Raw genomic sequence first — 16339 nt, forward strand, 5'->3', positions numbered from 1 at the left:
GTGCTCAGGTCGGGTCGACTGCGCGGACGCGCGCGGTGAGCAGGCGGGCGGTGCGGCGGTGCGTGCCGGCCTCCTCGTCGTGGCCGAGCGCGGCGGCGAGATCGGCCAGGTGCCCGGCGACCGGTCCGGCGGTGAGCACGCCGCTGCCGGCGGCCAGTTCGGCGGCGGCCGGCCGGAGCGCGGCGGCGGCGCGCTCGATGGCGGGCCGGTCGTCCAGGGCGAGCGCAGCCCGGGCGACGAGGCACAGTCGCACCTCGCGCAGCAGGTCGTGTGGCCCGTCCGGGACGGCCCGCAACGCCGACACGGCGGCGCCGCGGTCACCGGAGTGGGCGAGCAGCAGCGGTCGGACCCACGGCTCGTGCGGGCCCCAGTCCAGCCCCGCCCAGTCCTCGTCGCCGAGACCGTCCACCGGCCGCCCGTCGGCGGGTACCAACCGATCATCCGCCGGGTAGTCGACGGCGTCGGCCAGGCGCAGGCCGAGCAGCGCGAGCGGCAGCAGCCCCTGGGCCAGGCCCGGCATGCCGTCGGTCGGCAGCCGCTCGGCGGCGCTCCGGTACGCGGTCACCGCCGCGCCCCGGTCACCGACCCACGCCAGACGCAGCGCGGCGTACCAGCCGGTGAAGACACCGACGAGCGGCAGCTCGTACCGCTGCGCCAGGCGGTCGGCGGCGCGCGCGTGCTCGTCCGCGCCGGTCCGGTCGGCCCGCGCGCAGCACGCCTGGAGCAGGATGAGGTGGCCCAGCACCTCGAAGGTCACCAGGTGCCGCCGGGCGGCGAGGTCGACCAGCTCGGCGCCGATCCGGGCCCGGACATCGGCCAGCCCGACGCGGTCGAAGGCGTGCATGAAGCGCGCGTTCAGCGCGAAGGCCAGCAGCCCGGGGTCGTCGAGGGTCCGGGCGATCCGTTCGGCCTCGACGGCGGCGCGGCGGCCACGGTCATCGGTGACGCCCCGCAGTTCCAGCGCGAGGGTGCTCAGCAGCCGACTGCGGTGCGCCGATCCGGACGGGCCGAGGCCGGTCAGGGCGTGCTCGGCGGCGCGGACGATCCGCTCGGAGAGCGGGTCGTCGTCGTTGCGGGTCCAGATGGCGGGCACGTCGAAACCGGCCAGCACCTGGGCGGTCAGTCGGGCGTCACCGAGCGCCTCGGCGTCGGCGATCGCCTCGGCACGGTGACGCCGCGCCTCGGCCAGCCGACCCGTCACCGCCAGCGAGCGCCCGAGGCCGAGCAGAGCCGTCAGCCGTTCGCGCCGCTCGGTCCCCCCGGCCCGGTCGTACGCCTCGACGACCTGCGCCCACAGCCGGGTGGCCTCGTGCGGGTTGCCGCCACGTTCGGCCCGTTCGGCGGCGGTACGGGCGTAGTCGGCGGCCCGGCGGGCGGCCGTCGGCCCCCCGGCGGACAGCAGGTGGTGGGCGAGCGTGGCGGGGTCGACGGGCTGGTGCCGCTGCAACGCCTCGGCCACGGCGGCGTGCCAGGCGGCGCGGCGCGGCGCGGACAGGTCGGCGTAGAGCGTGTCGCGGACCAGGATGTGGGTGAACCGTAGCCGCCCGTCGGACGCCTGCTCGGTCAGGAAGCCGGCCTGCAACGCGCGGTCGACGGCGTCCAGCAGCACCGCCGGGTCGTCGGTCAACGCGCCGAGCACGGCGGGGTCGACGTCCCGGCCGAGCACCGCCGCCTGCCGCAGCACGGTACGGGTTGGTGGGGGCAGCTGCGCGAGGCGGTGCCGGATGACGTCGCGCACCCCGGGCGGTACCGCCTCCAGCGCCGCGCCGCCCGCCTCGGCGTAGAGCTGGACCAGCTCCCGGACGAAGAACGGGTTACCCGCGCTGCGGCGGTGGATCAGCGCGACGGCGGGCGGGGTCAGTTCGGTGCCGGCGACGGCGCGGGCCAGTTCGCCGGTGGCTTCCAGGGACAGGCCTGCGAGGTACTCCCGCACGGGTTCGAGCCCGGCGGCGCGGGCCAGGGCGGCGGTCAACCCCCCGGTGATCTCGGTGGCCCGGTACGTGCCCAGGACCAGCACCGGGCCGGTGGCGGGTTGCGGCCCGGCGAGCAGTGCGGTGAGCAGGTCCAACGTGTCACCGTCGGCCCGGTGCAGGTCGTCCAGGACCAGCAGCAGCGGGCCCCGGTCGGCAGCGGCGGAGAGCACCGACGCCACCGCGCGGTGTCGGCGGAACCGGGCCACGGCGGGATCATCGACGCTGTCGGCGTCCGCCGCCCCGCCGTCGGACGACACACCGCCCGCAGCGGACGACACGCCGCCCGGCGCGGACGACACGCCGCCCGGAGTGGACGGCTCGTCCGAGCCGGTGAGCGCTTCGACGATCTGGGTCCACGGCCAGGCGGCCGGGGCGCCCTCGTACTCGGGGCTGCGGCCCCACGCCGTGGTCCAGCCCTCGGCGGCCAACTCTCGCGTCAGCGCCTCGGCCAGGGCCGTCTTGCCGGCGCCCGGGTCGCCGCTGAGCAGAGCGAGCGTGGGCCGCCCGGAACGGGTGGCGGCCTCGGCGGCACGCCGCAGCCGCTTCCGCTCCGCGTCCCGCCCGACGAACGGCCGTGGTGACGCCGATCCGCCGTCGGGGACGGCTCCGGCCCGGTCCGCAACGGCCACCGTGGGGGTGACGATGAGGTGTGGAGCCTGCGTGAGGATGTCGGCCTCCAGCCGGCGCAACTCGGGGCCCGGGTCCACCCCCAGCTCCGCCACCAGGACGGCGCGGGCCTCGCGCAGGGCGGCCAGCGCCTCGCCCTGTCGGCCGGCGCGGTACCGGGCCAGGGCGAGCAGCCGCCAGGCGTCCTCGCGCAGCGGATGGGCGGCGAGGTGGCCGGGCAGGTCGGCGGCGGCCTCGTCCGGCCGACCGAGCGCGAGCAGCGCCTCGGCCCGCCGTTCCATGGCGAGCATCCGCAGCTCGTCCAGCCGGTTGACCTCCGCCACGGCCCAGCCCTCGCCCACGCAGTCCGCGTACGCGGGCCCACGCCACAGCCCGAGCGCCGCGTCCAGCGCCGCGAGGGCCGGCGCAGGCAGCTCCGCCGTCAGGAACCGACCGGCCTCGCCGACCGCCGCCTCGAAACGGTCGGCGTCCACCGCGTCCTGGGTGGTCCGCAGCGCGTACCCCGAGGGCTCGGTGACCAGGAGGCCAGATGGCTGCCGGGGCGGCCGGTCGGGCTCCAACGCCCGGCGGAGGTCGGCGACGAACGTCCGGATCGCGCCCACCGCGCGCTCCGGCGGAACCTCCCACAGGTCGTCGACGAGACGTTCCACCGGCACCACCCGGCCACCGGCGATGAGCAACCGGGCCAGCACCAGGCGCTGCCGGTGCCCCCGCAGCGGAACCGGGCCGGTCCCGGCGACGGCGGTCACCGGCCCGAGCACGCCGAACGTCACCGGTGCCGTCGGCTGCCTGGTCATGGCCTCAATCTAGCCCGCACTGATCCGACACTGACCGTCCGCTGATCACCCCCGGGCAGGCTCGATGACGTACGCCGACGACGGGCATCCCCCCGCGCCGGACCCGCTCACCAGGAAGGCTCACCCGTGCAGCCGAGGATCAACGGATTCGACTACCAGCGCGTCACCGTCGCCGACGGCGTGACGCTCAGCGCCGCCGTGGGCGGCTCCGGGCCACCGATCGTGCTGTTGCACGGCTTCCCGCAGACCCACCTCATGTGGCGGCACGTCGCGGCCGACCTCGCCGCCGACCACACCGTCATCTGCCCGGACCTGCGCGGCTACGGCGAGAGCGACAAGCCCGTGGACGGCGACGGCACCGCGTACTCGAAGCGGACCATGGCCGCCGACGTCGTGGCGCTGGCCCACGCGCTCGGCCATGACCGCTTCGCCCTGGCCGGGCACGACCGGGGCGCTCTCGTGGCGTTCCGCGCCGGCCTCGACCACCCGGCGGCGATCAGCCGGCTCACCCTGCTCGACGTGCTACCCACCCTGGACATGTGGGATGTGCTGCACGGGGTCGACGCCTCCGTCGCCTTCCACCTCTACCTGATGGCGCAGCCGCCCGGCCTGCCCGAGAAGCTGATCGCTGGCAGCCCGGACGCGTTCTTCGGCCACTTCCTCGACGTCTGGACCCGGGACCCGGACGCGCTGCCGGCCGACGTGCGCGCCGAATACCTGCGCGCGTCGCGCGAGGCGGTGACCTCGATCGTCGCCGACTACCGGGCGTCCGCGGCGATCGACGTCGCGCACGACGAGGCCGACCGGGCGGGCGGCAACCGGCTGCGGATGCCGGTGACCGTGCTTCAGCAGGACTGGGGGGCCGCTCTCGGCTACGACGCGGCAGCCGTGTGGCGGGCCTGGGCGCCGGACCTCTCGCACCAGACCGTCACCTACGGGCACTTCATGGCCGAGGAGGCGCCGGCCGTCGTGGTGGGGGCGCTACGCGGCCACGGGGAGTTGGATATCCGACACTGAATGTAACGAGCGGTCGAGGGGTGGCCGGGTTGCCGCAGACCGCCCGGCCACCCACCCCCGAATGCTCTGACCTGCGGAAATACGACGTTACACCAGGTGGACGCAAACCGGTCGGCGGTGATACACAGGCAGATATCGGCGACCAACGACGGCACGTCGGTCATCTCCTCGACCATCGTCTCTCCACCACCGCCGGTCCCGGACCAAGCCGCCCTCTCTGGTGGCCGGCAGGCGGCAGGGTCTTCGCCAGGGAGTTGCCGTGAGGTATCTGCGTAGCCGGTTCCACCAGCAGCCGTACGAGGTCGCTGTCCTGGGCATGGCGCCCGTCTGCGGCCTCCTCATGGTGCTCCTCGACGTGCGGCCGGCCTCCGTCCAGACGTCCATGCCCACGCCGCTGCAGGTCGCCTGGGAGATCGGTCTGATCACGGCGGGTGTCTGTGGGCTGCTGGGCCTGTCGTGGCCGGGCCGGCTCTCCACCGGGCTCGGCATGGAACTCGCGGCGATCCTGGTGCTCGGCACGATCACCGGCATGTACGCAGTGGCCCTGGTCGCCCTCTGGAGCCAGCAGTCCCTGGTCGCCTCGTCGTTCATCGTCGCGGTGACGGTCGGATCGCTGTGGCGGGCCTGGCAACTCGCCGTCGACCTACGCCGTCTCGTCCGTGCATGTGAATGTGTGAGCTACGAAGAACTACAGGGAAGTGCACCATGAACACCTCCCCCGCGCCAACCGCGCCGCACTGGGTGCAGGTGGCGCTCAGCGTGCTCGGCATCCTCGGCGGTTCGACCGGCCTGGCCGCGATCGCCACCGTGCTGGTCCAGCGAGGCAAGTTCAAAGCCGATGCCGCCGACACCCTCACCGAGGCCGCCCTCACCCTGGTGCAGCCGCTCCAGACCCGGATCACCGAACTGGAGGGCGAGGCGCTGCACGCCCGCACCGAGCTGGGGACGCTGCGCGAGCAGGTCAACCAGTTGCAGTTCGTCGTCCGCGTGCTGAACCGCACGTTGGACCGGTGGCGGGCGGCGATCCGCGCGCCGGACGCCACGCTGCGCAGGGTGCGCGCGGTGGTGGCGGAGTCCGACCGGATCCCCGAGTGACGCGCGCACTGTTCACTCCGCGTCGGCGCCGCGGAGCCGGCCGACGAGGTCACGTACGACCGCCCGGAACGCCGGGTCGGACTCGCCCGGGTGGTGCCCGCGCAGCGGCGGAGGCCGGCGCTCGCCGGGTGCCGGCAGCAGGCCGTCCGGATCCCGCAGCCGCCGGTCGACGCGACCGGCGGGGTCGGTGGGGTCCGGCGAAGGATCGCCGGGTCGGTGCGCGGCGAAGATCCAGCCGCCGACCGGATCGGTGTCCCGCCACAGGTTGACCCACCGCCATCCGACCCGCTCCCCCACCTGACGCAGCGTCCTGTCGTCGAGGTAGGCGGGGAAGAGCCGGGCGTAGAGGCGGTCCAGTGGGGAGCCGTAGGTCAGCAGCGCGACCCGTCGCCGCGCGGCCGGCGGCAGCCGCAGCACCGCGAGCGCCAGCAGCGCCGAACCGTGACTGTGCCCGCACAGCAGCACTCCGGCGTGCCGCTCGGCCAGGTGGCCGATCCGGTCGGCCAACTCCGGTACCGCCCGGTCGGCGTAGCTCGGCGGCGCGAACGGGTGGGCGGCCCGGGGCCAGAAGGTGCCCAGGTCCCACAGGATCCCGACGTGCCGGCGGAACCACGCCGTCCGGTACGCGAACAGGCCGCCGGACAGCAGCGCCAGAGCCACTGCGGCGACGAGGTAGGTGCCTCCCGCCAGGCCCATCCCGACCACACCGGCCGGTAGGCCGAGAACCCGCCACGCCAGCTCGTCCGGTTCGCGTCCGAACTGCCCGAGCAGACTCGTGGCCAGCCCGATCAGGGCGAGCACCGCGTAGGTGCCGGCCAGCAGGCCCAGCCACTCGGTGAACCGCGCACGGGCCACGGCCTTGGTGACCTGTCGCAACCGCACGGTCGCCCCCGGCGGCGGCGCGGGAAAATCGCGGGTGGTGATCGTCGCCGCCGCGCGGCGGCGACGCCGACGCGACAGGAGGGTCAGCACCACACCCAACAGCACCGCCGCGTCGACGTGCAGGAAGAAGGCCAGCACCGTCCAGCGGTACGGCAACGGCGGCCCGCCGTCACCGCGATATCCGCCGAGCAGCACCCCGCTCTGGTAGACCAGGCCGGAGGCGAGAGCGCCAGCCAGGCCGACCGCGATGGCCGCGATAACCGCGGCGCCCGCGCCTCCCGGCAGCGCCCGGCGACCGCGAGCGCGACCCCGTCGCCCCAACACCAGTGCACTGAGCAACACCAGCAAGGCCATCTGGCCGAACAGCGTGCCGCCCGCGATCCCGCCGTAGCCGGGGAGTCCGCCCGACGCCGGCCAGCCCCGCCCGTCGCCCACGACGACGACGAGGGTCGCCACGGTCAGGGCGGCCGCCGCCACGGCGGTGGCGCGGGCGGTCACGGTCGCCGTCCGCGCGGTCGCGGCCCGGTCGATCAGGCCGGGGACGGCGAGCAGACCGACGCAGGCCACCAGGACCGCCGCGGTGGACGCCAGCAACAGGTTCGTCCCGACCGTCGCGCCGCCGGCCCGCCGGGCCGTGAGCAGCAGCAGATCGAGTACGCCGAGCGCGGCGGCGACGTGGATCGCCCGCAACCGCTCCACCAGCGGCTCCACGGCCCAGAGCGGGCTGCCGGACAGTCGGCGACGGCGGGTCCCGAGCAGTCGCAGCAGCCCCACGGCGGCGATCGGCAGCAACGCCAACACCGCCAGCCGCTGCCCGACGTGTCGGTCGTCCAGCCCGAACAGCGTGTCGAAGGGCGCCCGGCAGGGTGTCGCGCCGAGACAACGCCAGGCGAGCAGGTCGAGGGCGACCCCGGCGATGGACACCACGTACACCAGGGTGAGGTTGAGCGCGAGGAGCCGGCTGAGGACGGTGACTCCGGCGGCGCGCTCGCCGGTGGGTCGCATCCACGCCGCCGCGTTACTGAGCATGAACGGCAGCAGCAGGACCATGGAGATCGTCCGGGCTACCGTGTCCGAGGGCAGATCACCCCAGCGGTACGCCTCGAGCGTCAACCCGTCGGGGGCGTCGCGGCCCGGCCCATCCGGCCGGTAGAAGCCGCCACGATCGTCGCCCGCGACCTGGCGGGCCGACGCCGAGCCCAGAACGACCGAGGGTTCCGCCCCCGACACGCCGTGCACGCGCAACTCCACCACGTCGGCGGATCGTGGTGGGGCATCCCGTCGCGGTGCTGACATCGGCGGGTTACCCGGGCCGCCGGGGATCGGGCCTGCCGTCCCGCCTGCTGCTGGCGGCGGAGCGCCGGAGGCCGGGCGTCCCGTCGATCAGGACGATCAGCACCAGCACCCCGGCGACGACGGCGCTGTTGGCGACGTGCGGAAGCCGCTGGGTCGCGAACCCGAACCCGATGATCGCCGGCACGCCCACCAGGCGTGCCCAGGGCCGGCTGCCGTCGACCGCCCACGCGAGCAGGATCCGGGCGGTCAGGAACAGCGCCGGGCCGACGATGCCGAGGGCCAGTTGCGCCGTCTCCTCGGTGCGGGGGTTCTCGATCGTCATCTCCATGGCCACCGAGGTGGCCAGGACGCCGGCGATCATGAGCAGGTGCAGGTAGCCGGCGAGCAGCGCCAGCTTGCTGCCGGGCGGACCGGCCGCCATGATGCTCGCGCCCAGCCGCGAGCCGGCCGGCACCAGGTAGAGCCGGGCGAGGGCCACCGCGGTGACGAACGCCAGGGCGAAGGCCAGCGTGCTCTCGACGTGCAGGCCGGCGTCGCTGTAGGCGATGCCGGCGAACAGGATCAGCTCGCCCAACGCGATGATGAAGATCTGCTGGTACCGCTCGGAGAGGTGCTCACCGTTGACCTGGAGGTCCGGCCACGAGCTGCGCCCGAGCCACGGAAACGGCCAACGCAGCCGGGCCAGGGAGTACTCCAGCACCAGGGCGAGGGTCCAGAGCACCTCCCGGGCCGGCGCGACGGCCGCGCCCACCAACCACATCGCACCGGAGATCGCGAACCAGATCGCCACCCGCAGGCTCCGCAGTTGCAGCGGGTGCCCGCGCAGCGCCGGGATCAGCAGGGCGCCCCGGCCGACGTGGATCGCCACGTAGGCGCTGGCGAACAGCGCGGCGTGCGAGCCGAACGCGGTGGGCACGGCCGCGGCCATCAGCAGGCCGCCGAACATCACCCAGAGCAGGAGTACGACGATCAGCGGCGCCCGGGGGTCGAACCAGTCCGCCGACCACGCGGTCACGAACCACACCCACCAGATCGCCGCCAGCATCACCATGACCTGGAAGCCACCGTTGACGCTGGGGTCGTCGACCACCGCCCGGGACAGCCGGGTCAACGCGAAGATGAAGGCCAGGTCGAAGAAGAGCTCCAGGAACGAGGTCCGCCGGGGGTCCTCCCGCTTCTGGAGCAGCCGCCCGGGAAGCCCGTTCGCCATCGCCCCCCTTCCCGGACGTCACCCGCCGACCCAGTCGTACCATCCGCAGGGCCCCGCTCGGGCGGGTTCCGGGGTCAGCGGGCGATCAGGTCCGCCGCCACGTTCCAGAGGCGCTCGGCGTTGCCCGGGTCGAGGGCGTACGCCGCCACACCGGTGTAGTCGGCGGGTCGCTCGGTCCGGACCGGGGCCTCGGCGCAGTCCTCGAAGTAGCGACCGCCGACGCCGTCGAGCAGCGGGGACGCGGCGAGCAGCACCGAGGTGGCGGCACCCTGCTGCGGGGTCTTCTGCCGCTCCTTCGGGGTACGCAGCCCGCCGGTGTGCTTCTGCAGCCCGGTCGCGATCGCGCCCGGGTTCAAGGCGTTGGCGTGGATGCCCTCGGCGGCCCAGCGACGGTCGGCCTCGACGGCGAGCAGGGCCTCGGCGCTCTTGGACTGCCCGTACGCCAGGAGCGGGTCGTACGGCCGGAACGCGAAGTGCAGGTCGTCGAAGATCACCGGGGAGAAGAGGTTGCCGCTGGAGCTGACCGACACGACCCGGGCGCCACCGGCGGCGGCGAGGGCGTCGTGCAGGCCGACGGTCAGCGCGTAGTGCCCCACGAAGTTGGTGGCGAACTGCATCTCCCAGCCCTCGGTGGTGCGCTCCAACTCGGGCAGCGCCATGATCCCGGCATTGTTGATCAGAATGTGCAGCGGCCCCTCCCAGCCGGCGACGAACCGGCGTACCGAGTCCTGGTTGGCCACATCCAGCTCGCGGACCGTGACCCGGTCCGCGCCGACGCTGGCCGCGATGTTCCTTGCGGCCTCCTCGCCGGCCGGGACGCGACGCACCGCGAGCACCACCTCGGCGCCGGCGGCGGCCAGGGAGCGGGCGGTCTCGATGCCGATGCCGGCCGCGCCGCCGGTGATGACGGCCCGCTTGCCGGTCAGGTCAACTCCGGCCAGCACCTCGTCGGCGGTCGAGGCGAAACCGAACGGCGTCGTGATGAGCTTGGTCATCTTTGTCCCATCTCTCTCGGAATCCGTATGCGACCCACTGTCACCCGGCCGGACGGCGATATCCGGGTTACCGGTTTTCCTGGTAGTGGCAGGACCAGGCTGGGCGGCGGCGGGCGCTCCTACGATGGGCTGGTGAGCATGGCCGGCCCGCTGGGCGAGTACCTGCGTGCCCGGCGCGAGCTGGTCGGGCCGGGTGACGTCGGTCTGCCGGCACATGGTCGCCGACGGGTGCCGGGGCTGCGACGCGAGGAGGTGGCCCTGCTCGCCGGCATCAGCGCCGACTACTACCTGCGGTTGGAGCAGGGCCGGGACCGCAACCCGTCGGCCCAGGTGCTCGAAGCGCTGGCCCGGGCGCTGCTGTTGGACACGGAGGCCACCGCGCACCTGCGCCGCCTCGGTGGGCACGCCCCGCCCGAGCGCCCGGCACGACGCCCGGAGCGGGTACCGGTGGGCATCCGGCAGTTGGTGGGTTCCTGGGCGCAAACGCCGGCCTTCGTGCACGGCCGACACCTGGACGTCCTCTTCGCCAACCCGATGGCGACCGCGCTGACACCGAGCTACCGGGTCGGGGTGAACCTGCTGCGCGAGGTCTTCCTGGGCCCGCGCGTGCCGGCGCTCTACCCGGCCCCGGAGGCGGTCGCCGCCAGCGCGGTGGCGGGCCTGCGCGCGCAGGTGGGAGCGGAGGTGGACGATCCGCGGCTCACCGAGCTGGTCGACGAGTTGACGGCCGGCAGCGAGTTGTTCCGGCGGCTGTGGGCGCGCCACGACGTCACCGCCCGCGCGGGCGGCGGGTTGCGCGTGTTCCGCCATCCGCAGGTGGGCGAGTTGGAGCTGCGCTACGAGAAGCTGACGATCAGCGGCACGACCCAGTCGCTGGTCGTCTACCACGCCGAGCCGGGCAGCCCGTCCGCCCGCTCCCTCGCCCGGCTCGGCAACGCCGTCCCCGCGCTGGACGGCTAGGGCCTGTTTCATAAGAACTGGTCGGCCTGCGGCGGGCCCGGACGACGACCGGCGGCGTTGCGGTGGTGTCCGGATACAACACCGGTATCCGGACGCCACCGCGCCTTGCCGGATCGCCGCCCGGACTCCGCCTCGGCTCGACCGCCCTTATGAAACAGGCCCTAGTCGGCCGCCCGCTCGGCGACCACCACCGAGATGCCGTCGAGGACGCGTTGCAGGCCGAACTCGAAGGCGTACTCCGGGCCGTAGGCGGCGCCGTGCTGCTGGCCGGCCGCCGTGCCGACCCGCGACGCGGTCGGGTAGCTGTCGGGGTTCAGGAACGTTTCCAGCCAGGGCGCGTGCGACTGCCACCACTGGCCGTCGGTCATGCCGGTCTCCCGTTCCAGGTCGACCACCTCGGAGGCGGCGCGCGCGGAACTCTTCACGTGCCCGAGCACGAGGGTGAGCACGGCGTCCATCTCGACGTCGGAGAGCCCGATGTCGGCGACCGCGCCGAGTTCGTGGTCGTACTTGGCCACCAGGTGCGGCCCGAGCACCGGGCGGGTGGTCACGGCCCGCACCATCCACCGGTGCCGCTGGTAGAGCGCCAGGTTGTCCCGGGCAATCCGTTCCAGCCGGGCCCGCCAGTCCCCCTCGGCGGCGGAACGCGGCATCTCGCCGTACGCGGTGTCGATCATGACGTCGACGAGTTCGGCCTTGCCCGGCACGTATGTGTAGACCGACATGGTGCCCACCCCCAGCGCCTCGGCGACCCGACGCATGGTCACCGCGTCGAGCCCCTCGGCGTCGGCGATGTCGATGGCGGCCCGGACGATCCGGTCGACGGTGAGCCCCTGCCCGGCGCCGCGGCTGGTCGGTTCCCGGGTGCGCCAGAGGATCGCCAGGCTGCGGGCCGGGTCCGCGGTCGGCTTGCGCTCAGTCGCCATGGTCCGGCCATCCTAACAACGCGGGCGTACGCGGTACGGTGCCGGCGCGGTCCACAGGTGGCGGCCCGTCGGCACCGACGGGTACGACGCGTCAAACCTCTTCGCGGGCGTCGGACAGCCGCGGTCCGGCGGCGGCCGGCACGAGGTGGCGTACCTGCGGGATGCCATCGGTCAGCTCCCGGGCCCGCGCCTCGGCCTCGCGGTCCGCGCCGGTCAACCGACCGCCGTGCTGGCGCAGGTGCTCGTCCCACGACGGCACCAGGTACACCTCGACGAACCGGCCGGTCGTCTCGGCCGGCCGGAACAGCCCCCAGCGCATCGCGCCGGTGCGCTGCCGGGCTGCGCGTACCACGTTCATCGCCGCGAGGAACGGTCCCTCCCGCTCCGGCCGGACGGTGTACCGCACCGTCACCAGCACCGGCCCCACCCACGGGTCCGGCTCGTGTTCCAGGTGCAGTTGCGGCCAGTAGGCCGCCGGTTCCCGGTTCACCGACCGCAGGTCCGGCAGCGGCCAGATCCGGCTGGTCACCGTTCCGACGAACATCAACGCCGCCGCCGTGAGGTAGGCGGGGAGCAGCCCGCCCATCTCGGCCACCAGACCCCACAGCAGCGCGCCCACGGCCTGCCCGCCGGCGAAACACACCTGGTAGACGGCCAGGCCCCGGGCCCGTACCCAGCTGGGCAGGAAGAGCTGCATCTCGGCGTTGATGTTGGCCAGCACCGTCACCCAGGCCATCCCCGCCGGCAGCAGGGCCACGAGCACCAGTGGCACCACCCGGACGGTGCCAACGACCGCCAGCGCGGCGGTGAACAGCGCGCCGGAGATGAGCAGGAGCTGGTTGGCCGAAAGCCGGGTACGGATCAGGGCCAGCAGCACGCCGCCCGCGATGGCGCCCACCCCGAGCGCGCCCAGGAGCAGCCCGTACCCGCCGGAACCCAGCCCGAGCCGCCGGGCCGCCACCAGCGGCAGCAGCGCCCACAGCGCGCTGGCCGGGATCACGAAGACCAACGCGCGGCGCAGCAGCCGGCGCACGGTCGGCGAGTGGCGTACGTAGCGGCTCCCGGCGCGCAGCGCGGCGGTGAACCGCTCGGGCACCTCGACGGCGCGGGCGTTGCCGGGCCGCCAGCGCCACAGCGCGTACGCGAAGATGGCGAACGCCAGCGCGTTCAGCCCGAACACCGGGGCGACGCCGGTCCGGGAGATCAGCACGCCGGCCACCGCCGGTCCCACCGCCCGCGCCACGTTCACACTGATCGAGCCCAGCGCGGACGCCGAGCGCAGTTGTTCCTGCGGCACCAACTCCGGGATCACCGCCGACCAGGCCGGCAGGGTGAGCGCCTGCCCGACGCCGAACGCGAAGGTCAGGGTGAGCAGCAGGGCCGGTGGCATCCGATCGGTCAGGGTGAGCAGGGCCAACGCCACCGCCACCGCGACCAGGAACAGCTGTACGGCGATCAGCAGGTGGCGGCGGTCGAAACTGTCGGCCAGCACACCGGCGGGCAGCGCCAGCAGCAGCACCGGCAGGAGGCTGGCGGTCTGCACCAGGGCGACCAGCGTGGCGGCGTTGGCGTGGTGGATCAGCAGCCACTGCGCGCCGACGGTCTGCATCCAGGTGCCGACGTTGGCGGCGAGCAGGGCCAGCCACAGGTTGCGGTAGACGGCGCCGCGCAGGGGCGCCCACGCGGAGGCCGGACGGTCCCCCGCCCCGGGCCCCGCCGTCACCACCGTCCGTCCGCGCGGAGCACGCGCTCACCGGAGACGTAGAGGTCATCGGGTCGCAGCAGCAGCAGTCGGACGACCTCGGTGGCGACCTGCTCGGGCAGGGCGTAGATCTCGTCGAGGAACTCGGCCCCGACGCGCTCCTGGAGGCGGGTCGGCATCGGCCCGGGATGCAACTGCATCACCTTGACCCGGTTGCTGTGCTGGGCCTCGGCCAGCGAGTCGACGAGGCTGCTGCCGTAGCTCTTGGTCGCCCGGTAGACCGGTATGCCGGGCCTGGGCGCCGCCAGCGCCATCGCCCCGACGTACACGATGTTGCCGTAGCCCTGCCGGTTCAGGTGCGCCAACGCCTCCCGCAACAGGAACGTGGTGCCCAGCACGTTGATCTCCACGGCCCGCCGGATGTGCTCCACGGACAGGTCGTCCAGATCACCGCCCGCCCACATCGACGCGCACGCCGCAACCCCGTCGACGGTGCCGTAGCGCCCCACCACCTCGGCGAAGGCGTCCCGGACCTGCTCGTAGGAGGAGACGTCGCAGACCGCGCCGTCGCACCCCAGCTCGTCGGTCGTCGCGGCGACCTCGGCCGGCACGTTGCCGAACACCACGACGCGGTACTCGTCGAGCAGCAGCCGGGCCACCGCGAGGCCCAGCCCGCTGGTTCCGCCGACCACCACGAACGTTCTGGCACCCATGTCGCTCCCGCCGTCGCCACCACAGGTCACACGTCGCGCGTCCTTCCCGTTTCCCGACGTCGCACACCCCGGCGCGGGTAGTGCTGGGCATACCCCGCAAAGGGGATCTGGACGGCTGGGGCCGCCCCTGGTCGGCGATTAGCGTCAGCGGCATGACCTCGGAACACCCCCGTCACCTCGCCGCCGCCCTGCGAAGGCGCGACTGGCTGATCTCCGCCTGGCCCTGGCGCGCGCTGGCCTACCTGGTCACCACCGTGCCGATCGCCGGTGTGCTCACCGTCGGGCTGCTCATCATCGGCGCGCCCCTACTGGCCGCCGCCAACGCGCTGCGACAGCACGGTCGGCCGCCGGAGATACCGCTGATGCTGTTCCTGGCGGTCGGCAGCCTCACGATGGTGGCCCTCGCGCCGCTCGCGAGCGTCCCGGTCGCCGCCGTCGAACGCTGGCGACTCGGCCTCGTGGACGGCCGCCCGCTGCCCACGTCGCCGTGGCCGGGCCTGGTCGCCCGCTACCGCAGCGCGAGCACCTGGCGGGAGGTGGCGTACCTGTTCTGGCTGGGCGGTGTGGTGCCGGTCGCGTACTGGACGTTCCTGGTGTTGGTGCTGCTGGACCTCGGGATGGTCACCAGCCCCTGGGTGGTCGGCGAGGCCGATCCGGTGGTGATCTGGCGCCCGATCGAAAGCGCCGGCGAAGCCGTCCCGTACGCGATCGTGGGTGTGTTGCTCGTCCCGGTGCTCTGCTACGCGGCGGGACTGCTCGCCGCCGCCCAGGCCACGGTCGCCCGGTGGGCGCTGGCCAGCCCCGCCGACGCCGCCGCGCTGCGCGAGGTCGCCCGTTCCCGGACCCGGCTGGTCGGCGCGTACGAGGCGGAACGGCGGCGCATCGAACGGGACCTGCACGACGGCGCGCAGCCCCGGCTGACCAGCCTCACCCTCCAACTGGGCCTGGCCCGGCTGGACGTACCCGAGGACTCCCCCGCCGCCCGGCCCCTCGCCGTGGCGCACGACCAGGCGCGGGGACTGATGGTGATGTTGCGGCAGTTGGTGCACGGCATCCGGCCGCAGAGCCTCACCGATCTCGGCCTCGCCGACGCCGTCCGCGAGGTGGCCGACGCCTCTCCCGTCGCGGTCACGGTGCACGCCGACGTCGACGGTGAGTTGCCCGAGATCGTCGAGACCACCGCGTACTTCGTGGTGTCCGAGGCGTTGGGCAACGTGGCCCGGCACGCCGGGGCGACCCGCGCCGACGTACGCCTGACCCGGACCGGCGGCGACCTCGTCGTCGAGGTGTCCGACGACGGGCGCGGCGGCGCCGACCCCGCCCGGGGCACCGGCCTGACCGGCCTCGCCGACCGGGTCGCCGCCGCCGACGGCCGGTTGCTGCTGGCCAGCCCTCCCGGCGGGCCCACCCTGGTCCGGGTGGAGCTGCCATGTCGCCGGTGACCCGGGTGGTGCTCGCCGAGGACGAGGTGCTGCTGCGCGAGGGGCTGGTCGCGCTCCTGACCCGCTTCGAGTTCGCGGTGTGCGCGGCCGTCGGCTCCGCGCCGGAACTGCTGGAGGCGGCCCGCACGCACCAGCCGGATCTCGTGCTGACCGACATCCGGATGCCACCGGGTCGGCGTGACGACGGGCTACGCGCCGCCGTCGCGCTGCGCGCCGAGCGGCCCGGCCTGCCCGTGGTGGTGCTCAGCCAGTTCGTGCAGACCGGGTACGCGGCGGCGCTGCTGGACAGCGGCGACGGCCAGCGGGTCGGCTACCTGCTCAAGGACCGGGTGGCCGAGGTCACCGAGTTCGTCGACATGCTGCGCCGCGTCACCGACGGCGGCACCGCCATCGACCCGGACGTGGTGCGGCAACTGCTGCACCGGCCCCGCGACCCGCTCGCCGCGCTCTCCGCCCGCGAACGGGAGGTGCTGGCGCTGCTGGCCGAGGGCCGCTCCAACGCGTCCATCGCCGCCCGGCTGCACGTCACCGAGGCCGCCATCGGCAAGCACGTCGGCAACATCCTGCTGAAGCTCGACCTGCCGCCCAGCGACGACACGAACCGCCGGGTGCTCGCCGTGCTCACCTATCTGCGCGCCGACCCGGTGGGCTGACCAGCGCCGGGCGATGATCGGAGCGTAGATTCGATCGGCGGTACCGCCGCC

13 protein-coding genes are annotated in these 16339 nt (G+C 74.1%); 6 read left to right on the top strand and 7 right to left on the bottom strand.

All coding sequences use genetic code 11. The features are described from left to right. Positions 1–4 precede the first annotated feature (4 nt). Complete coding sequence (locus AB0I89_RS04845) at positions 5–3397, bottom strand: BTAD domain-containing putative transcriptional regulator (protein WP_357120203.1); 3393 nt, start codon at positions 3395–3397, stop codon at positions 5–7. A gap of 126 nt (positions 3398–3523) precedes the next feature. On the opposite strand from AB0I89_RS04845, the gene AB0I89_RS04850 reads away from it, so the two are divergent. The 3 genes from AB0I89_RS04850 (at position 3524) to AB0I89_RS04860 (ending at position 5509) form a co-directional block, all read left to right on the top strand. Beyond that, positions 3524–4414 carry an alpha/beta hydrolase gene (locus AB0I89_RS04850; protein WP_357120206.1) on the top strand — a complete coding sequence of 297 codons (891 nt, stop codon included), beginning with the start codon at positions 3524–3526 and terminating at the stop codon, positions 4412–4414. A 259-nt stretch (positions 4415–4673) separates the two neighbouring features. Continuing rightward, complete coding sequence (locus AB0I89_RS04855; protein WP_357120209.1) at positions 4674–5123, top strand: hypothetical protein; 450 nt, start codon at positions 4674–4676, stop codon at positions 5121–5123. Further along, a complete protein-coding gene (locus AB0I89_RS04860; protein ID WP_357120212.1) occupies positions 5120–5509 on the top strand; it encodes a hypothetical protein in 390 nt (129 codons plus the stop codon). Before AB0I89_RS04855 ends, AB0I89_RS04860 begins: the two co-directional genes overlap by 4 nt. A 12-nt stretch (positions 5510–5521) precedes the next feature. Here AB0I89_RS04860 and AB0I89_RS04865 read toward each other — a convergent pair whose 3' ends face one another. From AB0I89_RS04865 to AB0I89_RS04875, 3 genes are all read right to left on the bottom strand, one after another. After that, positions 5522–7645, bottom strand: coding sequence for a hypothetical protein (locus AB0I89_RS04865; RefSeq protein ID WP_357120214.1), 2124 nt, complete (start codon positions 7643–7645; stop codon positions 5522–5524). A 49-nt stretch (positions 7646–7694) separates the two neighbouring features. After that, a complete protein-coding gene (locus tag AB0I89_RS04870) occupies positions 7695–8897 on the bottom strand; it encodes a low temperature requirement protein A (protein ID WP_357120217.1) in 1203 nt (400 codons plus the stop codon). 74 nt (positions 8898–8971) lie between these two features. Beyond that, positions 8972–9892: an SDR family NAD(P)-dependent oxidoreductase gene (locus AB0I89_RS04875; RefSeq protein ID WP_357120220.1), complete on the bottom strand. Its 921-nt coding sequence runs from the start codon at positions 9890–9892 to the stop codon at positions 8972–8974. A gap of 138 nt (positions 9893–10030) precedes the next feature. On the opposite strand from AB0I89_RS04875, the gene AB0I89_RS04880 reads away from it, so the two are divergent. After that, the gene (locus AB0I89_RS04880; protein WP_357120796.1) at positions 10031–10852 is read left to right on the top strand and encodes a helix-turn-helix transcriptional regulator; all 822 of its coding nucleotides are present in this window, start codon (positions 10031–10033) and stop codon (positions 10850–10852) included. Positions 10853–11013: 161 nt separating this feature from the next. Here AB0I89_RS04880 and AB0I89_RS04885 read toward each other — a convergent pair whose 3' ends face one another. From AB0I89_RS04885 to AB0I89_RS04895, 3 genes are all read right to left on the bottom strand, one after another. Next, positions 11014–11778, bottom strand: coding sequence for a TetR/AcrR family transcriptional regulator (locus AB0I89_RS04885; RefSeq protein ID WP_357120222.1), 765 nt, complete (start codon positions 11776–11778; stop codon positions 11014–11016). 91 nt (positions 11779–11869) lie between these two features. Then, positions 11870–13504 (bottom strand): MFS transporter, encoded by a 1635-nt coding sequence (locus AB0I89_RS04890; RefSeq protein WP_357120225.1) that lies wholly within the window; start codon positions 13502–13504, stop codon positions 11870–11872. After that, positions 13498–14193, bottom strand: coding sequence for an SDR family NAD(P)-dependent oxidoreductase (locus tag AB0I89_RS04895; protein ID WP_357120228.1), 696 nt, complete (start codon positions 14191–14193; stop codon positions 13498–13500). Before AB0I89_RS04895 ends, AB0I89_RS04890 begins: the two co-directional genes overlap by 7 nt. Positions 14194–14345: 152 nt before the next feature. Between AB0I89_RS04895 and AB0I89_RS04900 the strand changes: the two genes are divergently transcribed. Then, the gene (locus AB0I89_RS04900) at positions 14346–15635 is read left to right on the top strand and encodes a sensor domain-containing protein (RefSeq protein ID WP_357120231.1); all 1290 of its coding nucleotides are present in this window, start codon (positions 14346–14348) and stop codon (positions 15633–15635) included. Continuing rightward, entirely contained in the window at positions 15623–16288 is a 666-nt protein-coding gene (locus AB0I89_RS04905; RefSeq protein WP_357120234.1) for a response regulator transcription factor, read from the top strand. The genes AB0I89_RS04900 and AB0I89_RS04905 overlap by 13 nt, the downstream gene beginning before the upstream one ends. The last annotated feature ends 51 nt before the right edge of the window (positions 16289–16339 follow it).

It is taken from the genome of Micromonospora sp. NPDC049801 (assembly GCF_040656575.1).
Classification (GTDB): Bacteria; Actinomycetota; Actinomycetes; order Mycobacteriales; family Micromonosporaceae; genus Micromonospora.